We start from the raw sequence: 23,765 nt of genomic DNA on the forward strand, positions 1-23,765 counted from the left end.
GTCACCTACACTGCCCCGGACTATCAAGGGAAAGAGGTGGTGATGCTGGACGTACTCGTAATAGGAGGCGGTAACGCGGCCCTTTGCGCGGCGTTGATGGCCCGGGAAGCCGGGGCATCGGTGCTGATGCTCGAAGCCGCGCCGCGCGAGTGGCGCGGCGGAAATTCGTCGCATACCCGCAACCTGCGTTGCATGCACGACGCGCCGCAGGATGTTCTCGTCGATGCCTATCCGGAAGACGAGTATTTCGACGACCTGATGAAGGTCACAGGCGGATTGACCGACGAGCGGCTCGCGAGAATCGCGATACGCGCGTCGTCGAACTGTCGCGACTGGATGCGCAAGCATGGGGTGCGATTTCAGCCGCCGCTGTCGGGTGCGTTGCATGTCGCCCGCACCAATGCATTCTTCATGGGCGGCGGGAAGGCACTGGTCAACGCCTACTATCGAAGCGCCGAGTCACTTGGCGTGCGCGTGCGCTATGACGCACCGGTCGACGCGATCGAGCTCGAAGACGGCCGGTTCGTCGCGGCACGCGTGGGTGGAGAGCGTATCGAGGCGCATTCCTGCGTGCTGGCGGCAGGGGGCTTCGAGTCGAACCGCGAGTGGCTACGCGACGCGTGGGGCGAGGTCAATGGCGAATGGGTCGCGGATAATTTCCTCATTCGCGGGACGCGCTACAACGAAGGCGTCGTGCTCAAGTACATGATCGACGCCGGCGCCGACGCAATCGGCGATCCGTCACAATCGCACTGTGTCGCGATCGATGCGCGCGCGCCGCTTTACGATGGCGGAATATGCACGCGCGTCGACTGCGTTTCCCTCGGCGTGGTGCTGAATCGTAACGCAGAGCGGTTCTACGATGAGGGCGAGGATTTCTGGCCGAAGCGATACGCGATATGGGGGCGCCTGGTCGCGCTTCAGCCGGGGCAGATCGCCTACTCGATCATCGACGCAAAAGCCGTCGGCCGCTTCATGCCCCCGGTGTTCCCCGGCATTCGTGCCGGCTCGCTCGCCGAACTGGCGCGGGCGACGGGCTTGCACGAACAGACGTTCGTCAACACGATCGAAACGTACAACGCCGCATGTCGTGCGGGCACGTTCAATCACGCCGTTCTGGACGACTGCCATACCGAAGGTCTGACGCCGCCGAAGACGCACTGGGCACAGCCGATCGATAAGCCGCCGTTTTTTGCATATGCGCTGCGTCCCGGCATCACGTTTACTTATCTCGGCCTGAAAACGAACGAGCGCGCAGCTGTGCATTTCGGCGGGAAGCCCTCGCCGAATCTGTTCGTCGCCGGAGAAATGATGGCCGGAAACGTCCTCGGAAAGGGTTATACGGCCGGCATCGGCATGGCGATCGGCACGGCGTTCGGCCGGATTGCCGGCGCCGAGGCGGCGCGCGCCGCGCAACGAATCAACGAAAAGGAATCGGATCATGCAGTCGCTTGAAGCGCTTACTCGCGAGGCGCAAGCGCTCGCGGAGACTCCCCCGGCCACCGTGCGAGGCGTCATGCTGTCGGACGGCGAGCGCGAGGTCAGTCGAATCATGCAGATCTGCAATGCGTGTCGCTATTGCGAAGGCTTCTGCGCGGTCTTCCCGGCGATGACACGCCGCCTCGAATTCGGTCGTGCCGACGTTCATCTGCTCGCCAATCTCTGTCACAACTGCGGCGCCTGTCTCCACTCGTGCCAGTATGCGCCGCCGCATGAATTTGCCGTCAACGTTCCGCGCGCGATGGCAGAGGTTCGCCTCAATACGTATACGGAATATGCGTGGCCGCCGGCATTGGGTTCGCTTTACAAGCGCAACGGCATGACGCTTGCCCTGGCGCTTGCCGCGGGGCTGACGCTCTTCCTGATGCTGGCGGGCCGCGGCGCTCGATCGGCTGCCGACATTGCAGGGTCGAATTTCTACGCGATCTTTCCGCACAACTTCCTCGCGCTGGTGTTCGGTACCGTGTTCCTGTTTTCGGCGCTTGCTCTGGGTATCGGGGTACGGCGATTCTGGCGCAACGAAGATCCTGGTGATGCGTCGATCGATGCGGCACTGGAGGCAACGAGGAATGTACTGTCGCTTCGATATCTCGGCGGCGGCCACGGGGACGGATGCAACAATGCCGACGATGCGTTTTCGCTTCTCCGTCGGCGGTTTCATCATCTGACGTTCTATGGATTCATGCTGTGTTTCGCGTCGACGTGTGTGGCTACGCTGTATCACTACGTGTTCCATCTCGAGGCCCCGTACGCTTATATGAGTGTGCCGGTCGTGCTCGGTACGGTCGGCGGTGTGAGTCTTCTTGCTGGCACTTGCGGTCTGCTATGGCTCAACCTCAAGCGTCATCCGCTTCACGGTGATCCTGCTCAAAAGCCCATGGATCGAGGCTTCGTCCTGCTCCTGATCCTGACGGCGGCCTCGGGGTTGGCGCTCCTTGCGCTGCGCAGCACGAACCTGATGCCGACGCTGCTGGCCGTTCACCTCGGGATTGTGATGGCATTGTTTGCGACGTTGCCCTATGGCAAGTTCGCGCACGGAATCTATCGCTCCGCCGCGCTTCTGAAATGGGCGATCGAGAAGCGCCGGCCATCGAAGTTGCTGGTCGAGGAGTAACAGCAAGATTTGGGAGCGCGCTGCCGTTGATCGGCCGCGCGCTCTCGATCGACGATCTCGGCATTCCGAAACGGGCTCGCTACCTTTGCATGGCACGGTCGGCAGTTGGAAGGTTTCGTGCCGGCCCGACCCCGGCTTGATTCAACGAGAATGTGCGGCCTTCATCAGTGCGATGGACACGCCCGCAGAGCAGCATGCGACGACGGCACCAACGAGAAACACGGTGCGCAGACCTGCCCAGTGGGCAAGCAGGCCGAGTGCCGGGCTTGCGATTCCCAGCGCGAGATCGAGGAACGCCGTATAGGCGCCCATCGCCAGCCCACGATTCTGCGGGGGCACCCGATGAACGGCTTCGACGCCGAGCGCGGGATAGACGAGCGAATAACCGATGCCGGTCATCGCGGCGCCCAGCAGCGCCGGTACCGATCCGGTTGCGGTCCAGATGAGTGCCTGTCCGGCGGCCTCCACCAGTACGAAAATGAGTGCGACCCTGGCGCCACCCAGCTTGTCGGGCAAATGGCCGAAAACGATGCGTGCAGCGATGAACGAGATCGCGAAAACGGTGAACGAAAGCCAGGTCGGTTGCCAGCCTTGCTCCGCAAACAGCAGCGAAACGAAGGCCATGATCGACCCGAAGCCGATACTGCTCATTGCCAGGCCGATCCCGGGCGCCGCCACCGCGCGGATGACTCGTGTCATTGACGGGCCGCTTCGCGCCAGGGGAGGAATGGCAGTCAACGGTAGCACCAGAGTCAATGTGGCGAGCGGCATCAGCACGGTTGCGCACGCGATGGCCGCAAATCCGTACTTCGCATAGAGAATCGTGCCCAGCGGCGCGCCGAGGGCAAATGCCGCATACATTGCCATCCCGATCCATGCGATGACCTTGCCGGAGACGCCCGGAGACACGCGCGCCAGTCCCCAGCTCAATGCGCCGGTAATGATGAAGCTTTCCGCGGCACCCAGAAGCGCGCGACCCACGATCAGGATGGTGACCGACACCAGCGGGATTGATGCGACTGCGAGAGACGACAGGTAAATGAGACCGGCCACCGAGGCCGAGACCATCCCGACAATGACGGCGCGTTTTGCGCCCGATTTGTCTGCGAAGTGGCCGGCCCACACACGCGAGAACAATGACGCGGCAAACTGGCTGCCCGTCACCAGACCGACAAAGAAAGTGCCGAGGCCCAGGTCGTCGTGGACGTGAAGCGGTAGCACCGGCAGCGCAATGCCGATGATCAGGAACGCGACGAGGACGACCGCCATGAGCGGCGCAAGCGCGGATATCGTGCGGTCGTCCGAACAAGTTGCGGATGGAATTGTCATATTCGAGGAATGCCATGGTCGAGCCAACGCTAATGCTGCACGGTGAACGTCGGGGTGGATATGCGCGATGCGAGCTTAGGTGATGCGACGGCGTACCTGCGGTGTATCGAGACGAACATCATGCCCAGCTCAGATCATGGATTCGGAACGGCATCGATCTCAATCGTTTGCCGGTGGCGGAGAATATCGCGTTGCCGAGCGCCGCGGCCACCGGACCCATCGGAGATTCCCCGACCCAGGCCATACGCGAATGGCCGGATACACCGCCGAAATGCACGCTGATGCGCTTCGGCGCGTCGCCTATTCTCATCATCGGGTAGTTGTGGAAATTGCTTTCGACGATTTTTCCGTTCGCAACGGTAATCTGTTCATTGAGGGCCGAGTTCAACGCGAAGAGGGCACCGCCTTCCATTTGTGACACCAGCCCGTCCGGATAGCCGACGTGCCCGGGATCGAATGCGATGTCGACGGAGTCAACGCGGACGCTACCATCGCGGGCAACCTCGACCGTGACGACGGCTGCGACAGTCGTGCCGGCCTCGGGCTTTCCGTTCATGCCGTAGTTGGCGATGGCGATACCCTGACCCCATCCCTTCGGCAGCGCACGGCCCCAGTGCGCCTTGCTCACTACTTCGGTCAGGCACTTGATCCATCCGGGATCGGGCCATTTCGCATACAGCTTGAGCCGATACGCCAGTGGATCAATACCGACAGCGTGCGCGCACTCGTCGACGAACATTTCGATGAACGTTGCATGGGCGTTGTATCCGGGCCCTCGATACGAGCCCGTCATCACATGAAGCGGCACGGTGCGCGATTCGACGAGCACGTGATCGACGACACCGGTGCTTAGCGGGCCGTCGTGCAGATAGTTCAGGAAAAAATCGGGTGCGCCGGCGGCACGCGCGTGGAATGCGACAGGCATGCCGCTCGCATCGAGTGCAGCGCGTAGCCTGACGGATTCGATGGATCGGTAACGCCCCTGTCGCATGGTCTCCTCGCGCGACCAGATGACCTTCACCGGGCGTCCAGGAAATCGCTTCGCGATGGCCACGACCATGCGGACGTCGTTGCCGGTGACGCGTCGACCGAATCCGCCACCCACATAAGTCTGGTGAAAGTAAACCTTCTCGGGCGGCAGGCCGGCTTCCTGCGCGGCGACGATGTGCCCCTGTTGCGCCTGTTGCGAGGGATGCCATACATCGACGCGATCGGCCGTGACCAGCGCCGTACCGTTAAGCGGTTCCATGGCCGCGTGTTCGGCAAACGGTGCGTGATACTCGGCCTCGATGACACTGGCATGGGACGCCAGGATGCTCGTCGCGTTTCCGCGATCGACCAGGATCTTGTCGCCTTCGCGCTCGACGGCGCTGTGGCATGCGGCGACGACCTGCTCGTGCGTTTGCCACTGGGCGCCCGGACCATCGATCCACTCGATCGGCATGGCCTCGAGTGCTTTTCTTGCCTGCCAGTAGTGTTCGGCAATGACGGCGATCGCGCTTTGCGGTGCACTAAACGCGATCGGGAACGGGACCCGCTCGGGATCGACGAACCCGCGTTGCTCGGACGGATCGACAACCGCGACACCGAGTACCCCAGGCATCGTACGGACTTTCTCGAAGTCATAGCGCGCGAGCTTGCCGCCGTGTACCGGTGCCTGCATGAGCGCCGCATGCACCATGCCAGGCAATTTCACGTCGATGCCGTAAACGGCGCTGCCATGTGCAATCAACGGCTGTTGGACTCGCGGCGGGTTCGCCTTGCCGAGAAACCACCAATCGCGCTGCGGCTTGGGTGCCGGCTCGGCGTCGAGCGAAATCGAACCGGCCATTTCGACCACATCGCCATATGTCAGGCGTTTGCCGGTCGGAGCGTGAGTCAGTACGCTATCCTTTGCTTCGATCTCGTTGCGAGGGACGCCCCAGGTGCGGGCGGCGGCCGCCTTCAGCCTTTCCCGTGCGCTCGCTCCGGCTTGCAGGAGCAATTCCATACGTCGCGGTAACGTCGAGCGAGCGAAGAAGCCGTTGTATCCCATACCCCGGGAATAGACGTCGTTCTCGACATAGTTGCGATGAGGCGATGCGTACTCGCCGACCAACCGGTTCCAGTCGCAGTGCAGTTCCTCGGTGACGGTCATCAACGCCTGCGTCATGACGCCATTGCCGATATCTGGCGTGGCGACCCTGACCGTCACGATATTGTCGCGACCAATCGCAATCCACGGTGTGAACTCCGCGCCAGTCGGCTGCTCGGGCATGTCCCACGGTCGGGATGATGCGAGCGCGTCCGCGTCGCGAGGGCGGAAAACGCCAAGCACGAAGCTGCCGCCCACGACGGAAGCCTTGATCAGGAACTGCCTGCGATGCGGATTCATGGTCACGCCTTTGCGTTCTTGATGCGAATCGCTGCCTCGTGGATGGCGGCGCGCACTCGAGGGTAGGTACCGCAACGGCAGATATTCGTCATTTGCGCGTCGATGTCCGCATCGCTCGGGTGGCCGGTCGTCCGGAGCAGCGCGGCAGCGGCCATGAGCATCCCCGATTGGCAGTATCCGCACTGCGCGACGTTGTGTTCGATCCAGACTGTCTGCAGCGGGTGGGGGCCGTCTTTCGACAATCCCTCGATCGTGGTGACATGCCGTCCGGCGGCAGCTTGCAGCGGGAACTGGCAAGCGCGCACGGGAGCCTGATCGACATGAACCGTGCAGGCACCGCACTGAGCGATACCACAGCCGAACTTCGTTCCCGTCATTCCCAGGTGGTCGCGAAGTACCCAGAGGAGCGGTGTGTCGGGATCGAGATCCAGCGTCTGCGATTTGCCATTGACAACAAGGTCGATTGCCATGGTTGTTCCGGGTATCTGAATGAATCATGTCCGGATGCGGCATGGGCGATCACGCCGCCGAGCGTATCGGCGGCCGCCGTGCGAGACCGCACCCTAGCGGTGTCAATTGTGGATGGCCGGGCGAAACTGACGTGCGTTGTCCGGCCCGCTCCGACGAGCTCGGCCCAGTTGAATGTTTGCCATGCCATCGTAGAACGCCGCGAGATCGCTGATCCGGGCGCTTTCGCCAATCTGATTCAGCGCCTGCTCGAGCAAACAGCGAACGGCGTTTGCAATCAGCATCGGTGCACCAGTATCGTTGCCGAGGGCGCATGCCGCGTCCATACGAGCCATCATTGTCTTCAGGTCAGCGCTATTGTGACGGGCGCCACCCAGCAATTCGGCAAAAACTGACTTCGATGCGTCGCTCCATCCGGAACTCTTGTTGATGACTTGCTCCATGTCGTCGAGCGTCAGGCCATACCGCAGGCCCGCGGCAATGCATTCGAAACTGATCAGCCGGGACAGTGCCCCGATCGCGCTCGCGACGAGCTCGACGGTATCGTGTTCGGCGTCGTTCCGAGCCATAGAACGATCGGGCGCGGGCGACGCGGTGTCATCGGCGAGCTGCGTGCCGGCCATCGACTCGATCAGTCCGACCATGTCTTCGAGCTGTGCGCTGTTGCCGAGCGTATTGACGCCGATCTGCAGCAAGCCCCGGACGATTCCCGTAACCGGCATCGGTACGCGCTGAGCGATACCGAGCGATACGGCCTGTGTCACATCCTTCAACATCAACGAGAGGGCGAAGTTCGTCGACGATTTCCGTTGCACAAGCGCAGGAAGCATCTTTTCCGTGGTTTGATTGCGCGCGTCGCTGCGGCTCAGAAAGTCCGACATGCGTGCCAGGGACAATCCGGCTTTTCGGCCGGTGGCAACGACCTCGAGCGTCCCGAGTCGGCAACCGGCATTCATCGCGTTATTGACCATCTTCATCGCCTGACCATCGCCGACGCGAGAGCCGCATCGATAGATGGTTCCGGTAATCGCCTGCAAAGCAGGCATCGCACGTTCGAGCACGCCGTCCGATGCGGCGACCATCAACGTCGCGCCACCGGCGGCGACGACATGCGGACTGGCGGATACCGCCGCATCCATCATGTCGATGCCGGATTTCGCCAGCACGTCGGCAATATGGCGGGTCGTTTCCGGTACGCCGCTGGTCTGATCGATGACGAGCTTGCCGGCGGACAGTCCAGCCGCCACGCCGTCGGTACCGAGCACGACACGCTCGACATCGGCGCTGCGCGGAAGGCAAAGGAAGACGATGTCGCTTCGTCGTGCCAGTTCGGCGGCCGTCGGTGCGATCTCTGCGCCGTGTGCCGCCAATGCTTGCGCCGCAGCAACGTTGATGTCCCAGACACACAGGCTGTGGTCCGGCAGGAATCTACGGGCGAGCTGGCTGCCAAGTGCGCCAAGCCCGATGTAGCCAATCTTCATTTCGCGTCGCCTCTCATGTGACCTGATTTCAACCGGACTCGGCGCTCTTTCCGGCCGGGTCGGCCGCCATGCACTGACAAGACCGGACGCGCGCGGCGAATTTTGCCGGTCGCTGTCCGGTTGTTCCGCTCGCTCCGGCCGTTGAAAACGCTGAACGGCCGTACAAGCTGTCTCGTGTATTTCGAAGTCCGCCGCGGTTCATTGGGGCGGAAGCGGCAGATCGGGAATCGTTACCGTTCTTCGCGCGGGTACTGCAGCACGAGTGCCTCGAGGCCCTGATCGCCGGCGCGAATTTCGAATCGCTCTTCGTTAGGCTCGACGACGATCATCGACCACAGCGGGAGATTTTCATCGCCATGCAGCAAGCTGCCATTGCCGACCAATACGTAATACCCACCGGCGGCACGCGGGTCGGGGCCTTCGACAGCCATTCTGGCACCGAGTCGAACAACTTGCGCATGCATGCCGTCGTTCTCGTCGCTGAACAGGGTTTCCCACTCGACTTCGGTGCGCGATTGCATGACCGGTGCGATGGAAAAGCGCACGGGTTCGGACGTGATGTGCCGACGCTTGCTGGTTTGCAGCCGATCGCGATAGCCCGGCTTGTCGAGATACACGGGTTCGGAGTTACCGGTGTACATGCGCATCGCGACGAAGCAGAGCCCCTGCGGACCGGCAACGATCGGACCATACGCGGTGTGATGATCCTTGAACTGCACCGTGAGCGGTTCGATTACCTGGCCTCGACTGCCGAGGGTTCCGGCGCCAGCAAGAAAACACTGGAACATCGTGACGCCGTGGAAGTGCGGAACGATCGTTTCGTGTGCCCTGAGTTCGGACATCGTGGCCTGCGGGCCGGGAGCCGAGCCGGCCGACGAACGCGGGCCGAAGTAGGTGGTTCCCCAGTGCTCGTTTCCGGTTCCGGGGGAAACGATGGTGCTGCGCTGCGCGAGCGCGTCCGCGCCGCTTCGAGTGTAGATCATCAGTCGTTCTCCTTAGGTCTTGCGCTGCATGTCAAATCGGGCCGGGCCGGAACGGGCGGGTTGCGGCATGACGGTGACCGATGAGTCATCGTAGCATAGGTTTCACTAAATAGAATAAGTTCCAATCAGTGGAACGCATAATGCGTGGATGAGAGATGACGAGAGTGCGGTATCAGGGCGCGATAACGAATCGAAGTTTCAATCATCGAAACGCATTTCATTTTCGTTGACGGTCGATGATGTGCGAGCTACAGTTCCCGCTAACGGTCCCATCCACGAATCGCCCGAGGGAAGTGGCGCAGGCGGTCGTAGGAAGGCAGGGCCGGGCGAGACGGAGCAGGCGCAGTCGATTTTGATGGGCGGGCTGCCCGGACGCATCGACGATGTCATGCCTAGGCGGCTTGCTTGAACCTGCAAGCCGTTCGGATGTGGGTTGAAGTGAAGAACACCCGGGATGCAACGCGGACGATGCGTCGCCCGCAAAGGGCGTTTCGGGAAAACGGAGATCGCGCCGAAAATCGGCGCGCCCGTGGACGGGAAACGATGACACTCCCGCCCACGCATGAAAAGAAGAGACAAGGAGGCAAGATGCAACTAGCGGAGGAGGTTCCGCTCATGCGTCTCGAGCGGGTCGCGAAGACGTTTCCGAATGGGCTGGTAGCGCTGCGCGGTGTCGATCTCGACATTGCCCGCGGCAAGGTCTATGGGCTGCTGGGCGCGAATGGCGCGGGAAAATCGACACTGATCAAGATATTGTCAGGCTCGTTCGCGGCGACGGGCGGGCGGATCCTGTGGCGAGGGGCGCCCGTTCAATGGTCAAGCCCGCGGGAAGCGAACGAGACGGGTGTCGCGACCATTCATCAGCATATTCCGCTGATCCCGACGTTGTCCGTGCTCGAGAATGTCTTTCTCGGCGATCGGGGGCGCTGGCGATGCGACGAGTCGCTGCGCGTCCGGTATAAGGCGCTGTGCGAACGCACGGGGTATTGGCTCGATCCGGATCGCCTGGTCGACGAACTGTCGATCGGCCAGCGCCAGATGGTCGCGATCTTCCAGGCACTCGGCACGGGCGCCGACCTCATCATCATGGACGAGCCCACTGCGTCGCTCGCAACCGAGGAGCGCGAGGTCGTCTACCGCATCGTCCGGCATCTGTCCCGCGCGGAAAACAAGGCAATCGTGTTCGTCTCGCACTTTCTCGACGAGGTGATGTCGCTGACGGACTGCGTGACGATCCTGCGCGACGGCGAGGTTGTCGTCCGGGCAGAAACGAGCGAACTCGACGAATCCCGACTGGCCGAGGCGATCGTCGGGCGGCAACTCGTCGCTCTCGAGCGCACACCGACGCGCCGGGATCCCGCAGACACACGAGCGCGGCTCGAATTGCGCAACGTTGCGTCTCCCGGCAAGCTCGCCCCGATTTCCCTGACGCTCGCGGCCGGCGAAGTGATAGGCGTCGCTGGCCTGCTCGGGTCGGGGCGCAGTGAGCTTTTGCACGCGATCTTCGGCGCGGACCCGGACGCAACCGGTGAAGTCCGGGTAAATGGTCGGGCAATCCGGCGCTCCACGATGGCAGCGGTCAAGGCGGGAATCGGTCTCGTTCCCGAAGATCGCATGGCGCAGGGTCTCGTGCCGGGGTTTGAAATCTGGCGCAATACGACGTTGCCGGCGCTCGAATGCGTCTCCCTGCGGCGACTGTTTCCGCAGCGCGAGCGTGAACGCGAAAGGGGGGCCGAGGCGATCAGGCGATTGAAGATCAAGGCGCAGTCGCCGGATTCGATCGTGACGGAACTGAGCGGCGGTAACGCCCAGAAGGTGACGATTGCGAAATGGCTGTTCAGCGACGTGAAGATCTTTCTTCTCGACGAACCCACCGCCGGCATCGATATCGGCGCCAAAACCGACATCCTGCTGCTCGTACGGGAGTTGGCGGCCGCAGGTAATGCCGTGATCATCGTGTCATCCGAATTCGAGGAGTTGCTGGCAGTCAGCCAGCGGATCCTCGTCATGCGCGATGGGCGATGTATCGCCGAACGCGCAGCACACGAAACTTCCGAGCATGAATTGATATTGCTGGCCGGCGGCCAGCGCGCAACATGCACGGCGCAGCAATCAACAATGAGCGAGTGATCATGAATCTGTCTACTTCGAAAAATCATTCCGTGCAGTCGTTCGGCGGAGACGATGCAGCCAGCTCGGCGTCGCATACGTCGACGACGTTGCGGCGTCTGCTGAGCCTGCGGGAAATGGGCGTGTATTACGCGTTGATCGTTCTGGTACTCGTACTCTCGATCGTCACGGCCTATACGGGGCGTGCGAACTACCTCACGCTCGGCAACATCACGAACGTGCTTTACCAGTCGTCGCTGGTCGCGATGATGGCCGTGGCCATGACAGTCATCCTGATTACCGGCAATTTCGACCTGTCGGTCGCTTCGGTCGCCGCCCTGTCTGCCGCGGTACTGGTCGGATGTGCAGATTCGATGGGATTCTGGCCGGCCGCGTGCCTGGCGGTTGTGGTCGCCATGCTGGTCGGCGTGCTGAATGGGGCGATCGTGCAGCTTCTCGGCATCAATGCATTCATCGTCACGCTTGGCACGCTGACGGCGATTCGCGGCGTCGTGCAGATCGTGACCGATGGACGGTCGCTCTCCGTGTCGGACTCCGATGCGCTGGCTGCGATGCAGGCGTTCGAATCCGGGCGAGTACATGTCGCATGGCCGCTGCTCGTCATCGGCGTGTTGCTCGCTCTGAGCGGCATGTCGTATGTGTCGCGCGCGCGGCGGGCGGGGCGGAGCATCGTGGCGCCGGTCGCGGCGATTACCGGCGGTGTGGTGTTGGTTGCCGTGTCGTGGCGGGCCGGAGCGGAGCTGACCGTCCAGAAGCCGGTAATCTACATGGCCGCGTTCACGACCGTCGTCTGGGCCGTTCTCACCTTCACGACGACCGGGCGGCGCGTCTATGCCGTCGGCGGAAATCCGGAAGCCGCGCGTCTGTCGGGTATCAACGTCAAACGATACAAGATGGCCGCTTTCGTTCTTTGCAGCGGCGTCGCCGGGGTTGGCGGCGTGTTGTTCGGTAGCCGGCTCGGCGCAATCAATCCGACCGCGATGCAGGGGCAGGAACTCGCCGTCATTGCATCGGCGATTCTGGGTGGAACGTCGCTTTACGGTGGTTCGGGCAGTGTCGTCAAGACACTGGCGGGCGCGCTGCTGCTGGTTACGCTGGCGAACGGCTTCAATATCCTGAACCTCGGCGCCAACTACCAGGGTGTTATCGAAGGCACGGTCATTGTCGTCGCCGCGGCGATTTATACCGTGGGCGGATCCCGGCGGCGCGGTAATGCGCATTGATGCCGGATAGATCGTACGGCATGGGTGCGGGCTGGTGTTCGTGCCGCAGACCTGGGTCCATAGGTTGCGATATCGCGCGCGTGGCGCCGATGTCGCGGCCAGCGAGGAAAGAAATGGAAAAGCGCGTTTCCAAGGCGATGTTCAAGACGAAGGCATGCGAACTTTTCAGACAGGTTGAGATGCTCGGAGAAAGCGTGATCGTGACGGACCACGGCCGTCCGACCATCGAAATTCGGCGATATGGTGGGCCGAAACGCAACGCGGTGGCGTCGGTGCGTACCGCGATCGTGCACTTCGATCCCGAGCTTAACCGCGAGTGCGCGGAAACCTGAACGGAGACGCCTTGGTCGTCCTCGATACGCCGGCGATGGTGATGTGGCTCAGCGGCCATGGCACGCTGAGTTCATCCATCCGCGAAAGGATCGAACGGGAGCTGGGTGCCGGAGCGCTCGCCATTTCAGTGATCAGCATTCTCGAGGCGTCGCAGTATGTCGACAGTGGACGGCTGAAGCTATCGGTCGACAAGCGGCGCTGGTTGTCGACACTAGCGTCGATCGACGGCTTGCAGGTCGTGCCGGTCGATATGGCCATTACGGTGCGTGCCGCGAGCTTTCCCGCCGAACTCGATTTGAACATGCGGTTGATCGCCGCCACTGCGATCACCGTCAATGCCGTGCTCGTTACCCCGAATGAGCACTTGCGTGCGCTCGTCTATGGCGAGTCGATCTGGTGACCAGCACGTCACACGACGGCCTTCCTTCTGATTCTCGCGTTATCCGGCGCGCTCACTCACTCGGCTTCGGCATCGCCGCATGCTCCTCTTGATCGACTAGGCGCTGCATCCCACATCGGATGCGGCGCCTCGTCGAAATCTCTTTCCGAATCTCTACCGATGCGGGCAGTAGTCAAGTTCCGATGGACGCTCCCCGTTTCGGATCGGTCGGACGATATTGACGTTGCTGCCGATGGAATTGACGTGCATCGTCGCGTAGTGCACACCTGTCTCCACGTCTTGCAAGTGTTCGTCGAGGTGGGCGTTGCAATTCAATGTTGCGTTTTCAATACAATAATCAGTGATGCATATCATTTGTCGGACTTGTCGAATCTATGTATTCAGTCGTTGATCACGGCTAGCGTATCGATTGCGGCAGCGCCCCTGACACACCGTCGAACTCGACAAGGAATACTGGTCAACGAATGTAGCCACGTCCTGCCGAATCCCAACCAATAAAGCCAGGCAAGAGAAACCTGATTATCGATTTCCTGATCCACCGAAGGCCTGCTCGAGGCAAAAAGCGTCAATAGAATTTGCCGCGCGGGACAGGCAAATACGTCGACCAATGCAGATCGTCTGCGTATTTCGGCCTGGATATGGTGGAGACACATCAACACAAGGAAGGGATATGAAGAAGGGAATTTTTTGCCTTTCGCTGCTTGCATTGACGGCAGGCGCGCATGCGCAGAGCAGTGTCACGCTCTACGGCCGGATCGACAACGGCTTCTCCTACTGGAGCGGGCGTGGTGACGGGCGACTCGTCGGCATGCAGAGCGGCGGATTCGGTGAGTCGTGGTGGGGTATCGAAGGTTCCGAGGATCTCGGTGGCGGAACCAAGGCGATCTTCAAGCTGGAAACCGGTATCAGTACGCTGAGCGGCAACATTCAGAACGGCAGCCTGTTCGGCCGCCACGCGTGGGTTGGTATGACGGACGACCGGTTCGGCACGTTCAAGATGGGAAACACGGGTGCCGGCGAAATCATGCAGGACAGCTACGATCTCGATCCTCAGCTGTTCCAGCAGTTCGCCGTCTCGACACTAGTGCGCGGGCGCAACTGGTCGCAGGCGGGCAACGGGATCGAATACACCTCGCCGAGCCTGGGTGGTTTCACGGTCAAGGGGCAGTACAGTCTGACCAACAACCCGGGCGGCTGGAATTCGGCGGCGTCGAGTGCCGGTCTCTCGGGTTCGGGGCCGAATCAGTTGGGCGGTGCCCAGGGCCGGGTTGATGGCGTCAAGGCAATGTACAACGCCGGCAATCTCGAACTGCTTGCCATCTACGACGAAACGCGCGATCCCAACGGGAAGTTCTCGAACGTGTATGTCAGCTCGCGCTCCATCATGGCCGGCGGCACATATGCATGGGGCCCGCTCAAGGCCTACGTCGGTTATCAGCATCTGAGCGCATCGGACGCAACCCCCGCGAGTTACGGGGTGACGCCTGGTACGTTGCCCACCGGTGTGAGCGGTGTGCCGACAGCAGTCGATCACGAGTGGGTGGGGCTGTCCTATCTCGTGAATCCGTTCATTAACGTGACCAGCGGCGTTTACCACGCCAATGCCAACAGGGGCAACGGCAACGCGACGATGTATACGCTCGGCGGCACGTACAGTCTTTCGAAGCGGACTTTCTTTTACTCCGAGCTTGCCTATCTCCACAACAGCTCGACATCCAACCTGGGCTTGGGGAACGGCTTCCTCGACCCGTACGGCCCGAATGCAAGACAGGGCGGCGCCGCGGGCAACGTCGCACCGAATTACGGGCACAGCCAGTTCGGCGCAATCGCAGGGATCATGACGCTGTTCTGACCGACGAGGCGGTTTCGTCGTGATATCGCGATCATCCGGATATCGTTGAAATTGCCACCTTGGTTTCGAACAGTGGAACGCGTTCCAAATTTATTGACGGCGTGATGTAGCCGGTCTAGAGTGGCAGTGCGCACGAAGGCCGGTCTGATGCTTCGATGCGATCGGGCCATGCCGATCGTTTTGCAAAATCAAAATACGATTCAGGAGACAAGCATGAAGGCTATTTTCAGAAGGCTCGGGCTGACGGGACTCGCGGCGATGCTGTCGCTGTCGTTCAATACCGCTGGCGCAAAGGAGATCACGCTCGCGTATGTGGCGGACAGCATGCAATACCCGTTCGACGTGTCGTTGGCCAAGGGTTTTCAGGATGCCTGCAAGGAACTCGGCTGTCGCGCGGTCGTTCTGGACGGCCGGGCGAGCGTCGAACGGCAGGGCAACGCCGTCGACGATCTGATCGCACAGAAGGTTGACGGTATCTCGATGATCGCCGTCGACTCGGTCGTCGCGCGCGGCTGGGTCGATCGTGCGGCAGACAGCAACATTCCGTTCGTTGCGGCTGCGGTACAGATTGGCGATCCCAACAAGGTGCCGATTCGCCAGGTCTACAGCAAGCTGACGGCGCTCGTGACCACCGACGACGTTGCTGCCGGCGAGCGCGCTGGTGAACTGGCCGCCCGGATGCTGCCGAAGGATCACGTCGCGAAGATCGGCATCATCGAAGGCGCGCCCGGTTTCGCCGTGGTGCGGCAGCGGACGGACGGGTTCAGGAAGGCGCTCGACAAGGCGGGCGTGAAGTATCGGATCGTCGCGTCGCAACCGACGGACTGGACGCCTGCGAAGGGCGAATCCGTCTGCCAGAACATCCTGACGGCCAATCCCGACATCGACCTGATTTACAGCCATGCCGATGACATGGCACTCGGCTGCGCGCGCGCGCTGCGCTCCAGCGGCGCCAAGACGAAGCTCGTTGCGACGGCGGGCGGGTCGCGGCTCGGGAACGATGCGATCAAGAACGGTGGTATCGACGGCTCGGTCTGCACACGCCCTCAGTTGATCGGGCGCCTTACGGCCAAGGCGCTGTATGACGCTGCAACCGGAAAGAACACGAAGAAAGCGCAATTCGTCACGTACGACACGCCGGCAATCACGAAGGAGAACTTGGCCGCTTGTCCGGCGGAATGGTGATCGATTCCGCGTGCACGCGCCGCGCAATGCGGTGGCGCGTTCATTCGGACATCGATGCAGATTCGGCGGGGAGCCCATGCTTCCCGGTGTACCGGGTTCCGACCACGTCGGGACGCAACCACGCAATGAAAATTGGAGGAAGATCTAAATGACTCAGTTGTCCGGGAAAAAGGTGCTTGTAACGGGCGCATTGGGGACGATCGGGCGTGCGCTCGTCGCGCGTTTCGCCGAAGAGGGCGCAACGGTGATCGCACTGGACCGTCCGGGTATCGAAGGCGCGCAGGAGACGCTTGGCAAGCTCGGCAGCGACGTGCGCTACTTCGGGTGCGATCTGAACCAGCTGTCTGCGACCGAGGCGGCTGTGTCGGCGTTGGCCGAGGAGGTCGGCGGGATCGACGTTCTGGTCAACAACGCGGCGCTCGTCATCATGAAGCCGTTCGAACAGTTTTCGATCGAGGAGTACGAGGATCAGGTGCGGATCAATTCCTCGGCTGCCTTCGCGCTGGCAAGGGCGTGCAGCGGCGCGATGAAGGCACGCCGCTACGGGAAGATCGTGAACGTGACGTCGTTGACGCTGACTGGCCAGTGGGACGGATACGTGCCGTACATCGCGTCCAAGGGCGCGCTGTACGGTTTGATCAAGGGGCTGGCCCGTGAACTCGGCGCGCACGGCGTCAACGTGAACGGCATTTCGCCAGGCGCGGTGGTGTCCGAAGCCGAATTCCGTGATCGTGCGGATACCCGCGAGCAGTATCACAACTGGATCCTCGAGCGTCAGAGCCTCAAGCGGCGGATCGAGGCGGTCGACGTAGCGAACCTCGCGGTCTTCCTCTCGTCGCCGCAGTCGGACCTGATCACGGGGCAGAACATCCAGATCGACGGCGGCTGGTAACCCGGCGGCCCGCCAATGCCGAGGGCGGTCGTTCGCGCTCGGCATTGTGCCGTGGCCTGAAGGGATGAGGAGGAGCACATGAGAACATACCAACCCTCGCTTTTCGCGGAAGACTTCATCTTCCTGGAGGCGCCGCGTTGGCACGATAACCGGCTGTGGGTTTCGGACGTCTTCGACCACGCTGTTTACGCACTCGGCCTGGACGGTATGCGGCAAAGGATCTGCGAAGTGCCGCATCGCCCGTCCGGGCTGGGGTTTCTGCCGGATGGAACGCCGATCGTCGTGTCGTCGAAGAACCGCAGGTTGATGAAGATAGTCGGCACCTCGATCGTCGAGTATGCGGATCTGTCAGGGGTCGCCGCCGGCGATGTCAACGATTTCGTGATCGATCGGGACGGACGGATCTACGTCGGCAATTTCGGTTACGACTATGACGCCGGCGAACCGAAGGCGTTGACCGCGCTGCATTGCGTCGATCGCGATGGCGTGATCAGTGTGGCCGCCACGGAACTCGAATTTCCGAATGGTGCGGTCATCGTCGATGATGGCAAGACTCTGATCGTCGCGGAAACCTGGCTTCACCGGCTGACTGCATTCGATATCGGTAGCCGCGGGCAACTCGGCAACCGTCGCATCTATGCGGATCTCGGCGGGCGCGAACCGGACGGGATATGCGCCGACGCGTCAGGCGCGGTGTGGGTCGCCTGCTTCAACACCGGCGAGGTTCTTCGCGTGCTGGACGGCGGCGTCATCACGGATGCGATCGCTTTTGACGGCCGTGCCGTATCGTGCACGCTCGGTGGTGCCGACGGGCGGCAACTGTTTTGCACCGTCTATCGCGGTACGCTGGACGAACTGTCCGCTCGTAAGCGAAACGCTGCTGTATTGACCGTTCAGGTCGACGTGCCGGCGTTGCAATGAGCCATCGTCTCGCGGTGAGCGTTGCCGCGAGACGACGCTCCACGAGACGACGCTCCACGACTACGACTCCGCTTGTCTGATCGTAGGCGCCGCAATTCCAGCAATGTCGTGCCCGCGGCATGAACTTCTCGGGGCACCGCCTGGCGCATCGACAGCGCGTCCAAGGGCGACCGCTGTGCCGGGCCTGACCGTTCTCGCAAGCAGTTCTGCCACTTTCCTGCGGATCGTACGACCGCCGAAGTGTGCCGGTGGTTTGTCAATCCTTCGAATCCGTCGATGCATTCGCATTGCCACGCGCGTTTCGCGTGGTGATGCCACAAAGCCATTTCCTGTCGGTAGCCGCACGTAGTCGACAGTGCGAAGCGGTTTTTGCGACTTCGCTTGCGGTTCCGAACAATGGAACGAGTTCCATTTTATTTGACTCGTGCGACCGTGCGGACTACAGTGTTTCCTGTCGGCGACGTCGCATTGACCGCCGTCCGCGAGTGCTGCGATCGGATCGCGCGGCGTTGTGAGGCCCCCGAGCAGGCGCGCTTTCGAATCCCCCAATTTCTCATCGATGGTGTGTTAGCCAGTAACGATATGAACCACAACGACTTCAGACATTTGTTCGAACCGCGCTCGATCGCGGTGGTAGGTGTGTCCGACGATGCGGGACGGCCGGGTTCCCAGGCTGTCCGTGCGTTGCTGAAGAACGGGTACGCGGGAAAGATCTTCCCGGTGAATCCCAAGTACGAACAGTTCGAGGGACTGAAGTGCTACGGCTCGGTGGCCGAGATTGACGAGCCGGTCGATCTCGTGGTCATCGGTGTCCCCGCGGCGGGGGTGTTGCCGGTTCTGGATGGTTGCGCCGAAAAGCGCGTGCCGTTCGCGGTCGTATTGAGCGGCGGCTTCCGCGAAAGCGGACCGGAAGGTATCGAGCGAGAGCAGCGCATGCTTGCGTTGGCGCGCAATGCCGGCATGCGCATCATCGGGCCGAACTGCCTCGGTTTCGCCAACATTCATTCGAATGTTTATGCGGCATTCGGCAGCATCACGCGCGAGCCGAAGCTGAAGGCGGGCGGCGTGTCGCTCGTGACGCAGAGCGGCGGCTTCGGTTACAGCCTCGCGCTCGCCTGTTCCGCCGCGGATATCGGGTTCCGTCATGTCATTGCAACGGGCAACGAGACCGATATCGACACGGTGCAGCTCATCGATGCATTGCTTGACGATCCGCAAACCCGAATCATCGTCGCGTATATCGAGGGAACCCGAGATGGCCGCGCGCTGCTCGACGTCGGGCGTCGGGCCATGGTGGCCGGAAAGCCGATCTTGCTGTGGAAGGGCGGCGTCACGGAGCAGGGCGCGCGCGCCGCGGCGTCGCACACGGCCAGCATGACGGGGACATACGATTTCTACCGAGCGATGTTCAAGCAGACCGGTATCGTGGAAATCAGCGAGATCCACGAGGCCGTCGATTACCTGAAAGCGTTGGCCGGCGCCAAGTATCCGACCGGCAACGGAGTCGCCGTGATGGGCGTGTCGGGCGGGTCGGCCATCGTCTTCGCCGATGCAGGCGAGCCGCAGGGGCTCACGCTGTGCGAGCTCGGCGAAGACACGCAGCGCAAGCTCCAGGCCGTCGTGCCGAATATCGGCGCGGTTCACAATCCGATCGATCTTACCGCCGGCTATTTCTCCGCGAGCAACGCAGACAAGCTGACGACTGCGGTACAGGCGGTACTGGAAGACAACGATGTCCACGCCGTGTGCGTCAATCTTGCGACGACCGGAAAGGCGGGTAGCACCGCGGCGGCCGATGTGCTGGCGCGCGTGGCGGCAAATGCCACGAAGCCGATCGTCGTGTTCTCGTCCGCACCGGCCAGCGAGATCGGCGATGCGCTGCGACGGTTCGATGATGCCGGCATTCCCGTGTTGCCGTCCCCGTCACGCGCGGCGAAAGCGATCGCCATGCTGGCGCGCTATCACGAGGCCAAGTGTCGCGTGAACCGGGTGCACGATGTCGAATTCGTGGCCGGTGCGTCCGGGGATGTGCATCCGATCGCGCCGGGAGGCGCGTTGTCCGAGACGGATTCGAAGGCCATTCTGGCGGCCGCGGGCATTCCGGTGACGCGAGACGTCATTGTCACGCGTGCGGATGGTGCGGTGTTCGATGCCTTGACGGCGCCGCTCGTGGTGAAGGTCGTGTCAGCAGATATCCCGCATAAAACCGAAGCGGGCGGCGTCAAGGTCGGCATCCGCACGCGGGCCGAACTGGAATCCGCGATTGACGAGGTACTCGCGAATGCGCGCAACTACATGCCGACTGCGCGTATCGACGGCGTGCTGATATCGGAAATGGTGCGCGGCGGCGTCGAACTCATCGCCGGTGCGGTAAACGATGTCGTGTTCGGGCCGGTGATCGTCGTGGGCGCGGGCGGTATTTATGCCGAGTTGCTCGGCGACTCGACCTGCAGACTGGCGCCTTTCGACAAGACAACCGCGCGAGAAATGCTCGACGAGTTGAAATGTCGCCGCATTCTCGACGGCGCGCGCGGTGGTGCTGCTATGGATGTGGACGCGATTGCTTCGGCGCTCGCAGCGCTGTCCCGCTTCGCGTGGGAACAACGCGACCGCGTGCGGGAAATCGACATCAATCCGCTGTTCGCCACGCCCGACGGCGTGATTGCCGCCGACGCACTCATTGTTCCGCATGACGCCAAAGAGGGGCGGTCGTCGTGAACGTAACGCAACGATCCCACTCCGTTCGAGATCCAGGTGAGTTATCCATGAGTGACAGTCAGGTAATACCGGAAAGTTATCCGGTGACGTTCGAGCCGCTCGACCGCACGCTGGACGTGCCGCGTGGGGACACGATTCTAGGCGCGGCGCTCGGCAGCGGCTATCCGTTGGCGCACAGTTGCCGGAACGGCGTATGCGGCGCGTGCAAGGCGAAGATCGTGGCAGGCTCGGTCGATCACGGTGGAAGCGACCAGCGTGGATTGTCGGACGCTGAGCGGCGCGAAGGTTACGCGCTGCTGTGTCAGGCGAAGCCGCTGTCGGCGCTTACCGTGGCCTGCAAGGTTGTTCACGCAGCCGAAGGCGTTCCCGTGCGGCGGTTGGCCTGCCGCGTCGACCGGCTCGAGCGGCTGGCCGACGACGTAATGCGGATCAGGCTCAGGACGGCGGCAAAGGATCGCCTCGCGTTTCTACCGGGCCAGTACATCGACGTTCTGATGAACGGCGGCATCCGACGCAGCCTTTCAATGGCCAATTCTCCGGACGACGACGTATTCATCGAACTGCATTTGCGCAACTATGGCGGCCCGTTCAGCACACACGTGTTCAACGCGATGAAGGTGAATGACCTGCTGCGTCTCGAAGGTCCGATGGGCACGTTCTTCGTACGCGACGACAGTGACAAGCCGATCATCTTCGTCGCCAGCGGGACCGGCTTCGCGCCGATCAAGTCGATGATCGAGCATGAGGTACGCAAGGGCAGCCGAAGGCCGATGACGCTCTATTGGGGAGCGCGGCGTCCCGCCGACCTCTATCTGGACGAGCTCCCGCATGCCTGGACGGACGAATACGGCGTGAACTATGTCCCGGTTGTTTCGGACGCACGTCCCGACGACGAGTGGCACGGCCGGACGGGCTTCGTGCATCGTGCGGTGATGGAGGACTACCCGGACTTGTCCGGTCATCAGGTCTACGCATGCGGAGCGCCGGTAGTCGTTCAGGCGGCGCTGCGCGATTTCACCGCGGCTTGCGGACTTCCGGAACACGAGTTTCATGCCGACATGTTCGTGTCGAGTACGCCAGCGCCGGCATGAAGAATGGCGTGGCGACGTGAATGTGAATCAGCAATCGGGAAAGAACGAAATGGAAACAGCAACAAGTAGCGTGGTGGTCGACATACGGGATGCCTTTCTCTGGATCACAGTGAATCGACCCGACAAGGCGAATGCGATGACTGTCGGCATGGTCCAGGACATCACCGCAGCGATCGCTCGGGGTGTCGACGATCCGGAGATTCGGGCGGTGATGTTGACCGGGTCGGGCGAACGGGTTTTCACGGCAGGTGTGGACGTGCGAGAGAAGCCCGAGGACGGTGACACGGCGCGGCAGAAGGAGCGGCGCTCGCACGCGCTGGCGGCTTTGCAGGACATTGTGATGGACGCGCCGAAGCCCGTCATCGCGGTTCTCAATGGCGCGGCGATCGGCGGAGGGGCGATGCTTGCGCTGCTTGCGGATGCTTGCGTGGCCGTCGACGAGGCGGACCTTGCGCTGCCCGAGATCGATCTCGGCATTGCGACGTTCTCGGGCGCGAACATTCTCGCGGTGATCGGCGGACGAGCGCTGGCGCTGGACCTGATTCAAACGGGACGCCGGATGTCTGCGGCGGAAGCGCAACGTCGAGGCCTCGTCAGGAGCGTCGTGAGGCGGGAAGAACTCTCTGTCGCGGCGAGCGCGGTGGCGACAGGCCTTGGCGCAAAAGACCGAGCCGTGTTTGCCGACAACAAGCGCTGGATCAATCGCGCGTTGAAAGAGGCGCTCGCCGAGGCGCGCGGCGAACACGCTCGTCACCGGCAGCAGGCCGCAAAGTAACGGCACGTCGAACACTCGTTCGCCCTGTCTGCGGTGTGGACGGGCGAGCACTACGGAAGGAGGTGAAATTGTCTGATCTTGAAATCAGCACGGTCGGTCGGGTGATGGTCGCACGGCTGAATCGACCGGAAAAAAAGAATGCGCTCAGCGAGGACATGCTGGCACAGCTCGGCAACGCATTGAAATCGGCGAACGACGACGATTCGATCGGCTGTTTCGTCATTACGGGTGCCGGCGATGCATTTTGCTCGGGCGGTGATCTCGGGCGGCGATCCACAGAAGACGCGGCGCGCGATCCAACGCCACTCGAGCGAAAATTGCGCTTGCAGAAGGTTACGCACCAGGTGGCGCTTGCAGTCGAGGCATTCGAGAAGCCGCTGATTGCGGCCGTGAACGGCGCGGCGGTCGGTGCGGGGATGGATCTTTCGCTGATGTGCGATCTGCGATTCGCTGGAGAATCTGCACGTTTCTCCGAAGCGTATATCCGTGTCGGTCTTCTGCCGGGTAACGGCGGATGCTATTTCCTGCCGCGGCTGGTCGGCCCTGCCAAGGCACTCGAACTGTTGTGGACCGGTGCCTTCGTATCGTCCGATGAGGCGCTGAAGATCGGATTGGTCAATCGGGTATTCAGCGACGCGTCATTGATCGACGAAACGTTGGCATTCGCCGCCCAACTCGCGGATGGGCCGCCGATTCAGTTGCGAGAGATCAAGAAGCTCATGTACCAGTCGATGCGAACGGATCTGCGGACGAGCCTCGATTCAGTCGCGGCCCAGATGGCAGTCGTGCAATGTACGGACGATTACAAAGAGGCGATTCAAGCTTATAAAGAAAAGCGCAAGCCGAAATTTCAGGGTAAGTAAAGGTGTCGTTGTTACGTTCTGACGAACCGGCCTGGTGAACGATGTCCCGCCCGCTTAGCGGGCAGACGGAAACACTCGCCAGCTGTCCACGCCGACAATTCGGGAGCGGTGAATGGCAGTTAAGCGATCGCTA

19 protein-coding genes are annotated in these 23,765 nt (G+C 61.9%); 14 read left to right on the plus strand and 5 right to left on the minus strand.

The window, feature by feature from the left end:
• Positions 1 to 42: 42 nt before the first annotated feature.
• The gene (gene tcuA / locus SB771_RS13315) at positions 43 to 1,455 is read left to right on the plus strand and encodes an FAD-dependent tricarballylate dehydrogenase TcuA (RefSeq protein WP_175705203.1); all 1,413 of its coding nucleotides are present in this window, start codon (positions 43 to 45) and stop codon (positions 1,453 to 1,455) included.
• Positions 1,442 to 2,614: a tricarballylate utilization 4Fe-4S protein TcuB gene (gene tcuB, locus SB771_RS13320; RefSeq protein WP_175705202.1), complete on the plus strand. Its 1,173-nt coding sequence runs from the start codon at positions 1,442 to 1,444 to the stop codon at positions 2,612 to 2,614. Before tcuA ends, tcuB begins: the two co-directional genes overlap by 14 nt.
• 141 nt (positions 2,615 to 2,755) lie before the next feature.
• On the opposite strand, the gene SB771_RS13325 is transcribed toward tcuB, so the two are convergent.
• From SB771_RS13325 to SB771_RS13345, 5 genes are all read right to left on the minus strand, one after another.
• Positions 2,756 to 3,883, minus strand: coding sequence for an arabinose transporter (locus tag SB771_RS13325; RefSeq protein WP_244096884.1), 1,128 nt, complete (start codon positions 3,881 to 3,883; stop codon positions 2,756 to 2,758).
• A 178-nt stretch (positions 3,884 to 4,061) separates the two neighbouring features.
• Positions 4,062 to 6,317, minus strand: a complete 2,256-nt coding sequence (locus SB771_RS13330; RefSeq protein ID WP_175705200.1) for a xanthine dehydrogenase family protein molybdopterin-binding subunit — start codon at positions 6,315 to 6,317, stop codon at positions 4,062 to 4,064.
• 2 nt (positions 6,318 to 6,319) lie between these two features.
• Positions 6,320 to 6,787, minus strand: a complete 468-nt coding sequence (locus SB771_RS13335) for a (2Fe-2S)-binding protein (RefSeq protein ID WP_175705199.1) — start codon at positions 6,785 to 6,787, stop codon at positions 6,320 to 6,322.
• Between the two features lie 102 nt (positions 6,788 to 6,889).
• A complete protein-coding gene (locus SB771_RS13340) occupies positions 6,890 to 8,266 on the minus strand; it encodes an NAD-binding protein (protein ID WP_175705198.1) in 1,377 nt (458 codons plus the stop codon).
• A gap of 230 nt (positions 8,267 to 8,496) precedes the next feature.
• Positions 8,497 to 9,249 carry a hypothetical protein gene (locus tag SB771_RS13345; RefSeq protein ID WP_244096883.1) on the minus strand — a complete coding sequence of 251 codons (753 nt, stop codon included), beginning with the start codon at positions 9,247 to 9,249 and terminating at the stop codon, positions 8,497 to 8,499.
• A gap of 405 nt (positions 9,250 to 9,654) precedes the next feature.
• On the opposite strand from SB771_RS13345, the gene SB771_RS13350 reads away from it, so the two are divergent.
• The 12 genes from SB771_RS13350 to SB771_RS13405 all read left to right on the plus strand — a co-directional run bounded on the left by SB771_RS13350 (position 9,655) and on the right by SB771_RS13405 (position 23,632).
• Complete coding sequence (locus SB771_RS13350; protein ID WP_244096882.1) at positions 9,655 to 11,379, plus strand: sugar ABC transporter ATP-binding protein; 1,725 nt, start codon at positions 9,655 to 9,657, stop codon at positions 11,377 to 11,379.
• Positions 11,380 to 11,381: 2 nt separating this feature from the next.
• On the plus strand, positions 11,382 to 12,602 hold the full coding sequence (locus SB771_RS13355) for an ABC transporter permease (RefSeq protein WP_175705197.1): 1,221 nt from the start codon (positions 11,382 to 11,384) through the stop codon (positions 12,600 to 12,602).
• Positions 12,603 to 12,715: 113 nt separating this feature from the next.
• Entirely contained in the window at positions 12,716 to 12,934 is a 219-nt protein-coding gene (locus tag SB771_RS13360) for a type II toxin-antitoxin system Phd/YefM family antitoxin (RefSeq protein ID WP_175705196.1), read from the plus strand.
• Positions 12,935 to 12,945: 11 nt separating this feature from the next.
• Positions 12,946 to 13,335, plus strand: a complete 390-nt coding sequence (locus SB771_RS13365) for a type II toxin-antitoxin system VapC family toxin (protein ID WP_175705195.1) — start codon at positions 12,946 to 12,948, stop codon at positions 13,333 to 13,335.
• Positions 13,336 to 14,005: 670 nt separating this feature from the next.
• Complete coding sequence (locus SB771_RS13370; protein ID WP_175705194.1) at positions 14,006 to 15,187, plus strand: porin; 1,182 nt, start codon at positions 14,006 to 14,008, stop codon at positions 15,185 to 15,187.
• 213 nt (positions 15,188 to 15,400) lie between these two features.
• Positions 15,401 to 16,372, plus strand: a complete 972-nt coding sequence (locus SB771_RS13375; protein ID WP_175705193.1) for a sugar ABC transporter substrate-binding protein — start codon at positions 15,401 to 15,403, stop codon at positions 16,370 to 16,372.
• Positions 16,373 to 16,520: 148 nt separating this feature from the next.
• Complete coding sequence (locus SB771_RS13380) at positions 16,521 to 17,264, plus strand: SDR family oxidoreductase (RefSeq protein ID WP_175705192.1); 744 nt, start codon at positions 16,521 to 16,523, stop codon at positions 17,262 to 17,264.
• 78 nt (positions 17,265 to 17,342) lie between these two features.
• On the plus strand, positions 17,343 to 18,185 hold the full coding sequence (locus tag SB771_RS13385; protein WP_175705191.1) for an SMP-30/gluconolactonase/LRE family protein: 843 nt from the start codon (positions 17,343 to 17,345) through the stop codon (positions 18,183 to 18,185).
• A 468-nt stretch (positions 18,186 to 18,653) separates the two neighbouring features.
• Positions 18,654 to 20,903, plus strand: coding sequence for an acetate--CoA ligase family protein (locus tag SB771_RS13390; protein ID WP_410721799.1), 2,250 nt, complete (start codon positions 18,654 to 18,656; stop codon positions 20,901 to 20,903).
• Positions 20,904 to 20,950: 47 nt separating this feature from the next.
• Positions 20,951 to 21,994, plus strand: a complete 1,044-nt coding sequence (locus SB771_RS13395; RefSeq protein ID WP_175705189.1) for a CDP-6-deoxy-delta-3,4-glucoseen reductase — start codon at positions 20,951 to 20,953, stop codon at positions 21,992 to 21,994.
• Positions 21,995 to 22,010: 16 nt separating this feature from the next.
• Entirely contained in the window at positions 22,011 to 22,769 is a 759-nt protein-coding gene (locus SB771_RS13400; protein ID WP_244096881.1) for an enoyl-CoA hydratase/isomerase family protein, read from the plus strand.
• Between the two features lie 62 nt (positions 22,770 to 22,831).
• Complete coding sequence (locus SB771_RS13405) at positions 22,832 to 23,632, plus strand: enoyl-CoA hydratase/isomerase family protein (RefSeq protein ID WP_410721800.1); 801 nt, start codon at positions 22,832 to 22,834, stop codon at positions 23,630 to 23,632.
• Positions 23,633 to 23,765: the final 133 nt, after the last annotated feature.

Source organism: Burkholderia sp. SIMBA_051 (assembly GCF_046534915.1).
In the GTDB taxonomy this organism is placed as follows: Bacteria; Pseudomonadota; Gammaproteobacteria; order Burkholderiales; family Burkholderiaceae; genus Burkholderia; species Burkholderia ambifaria.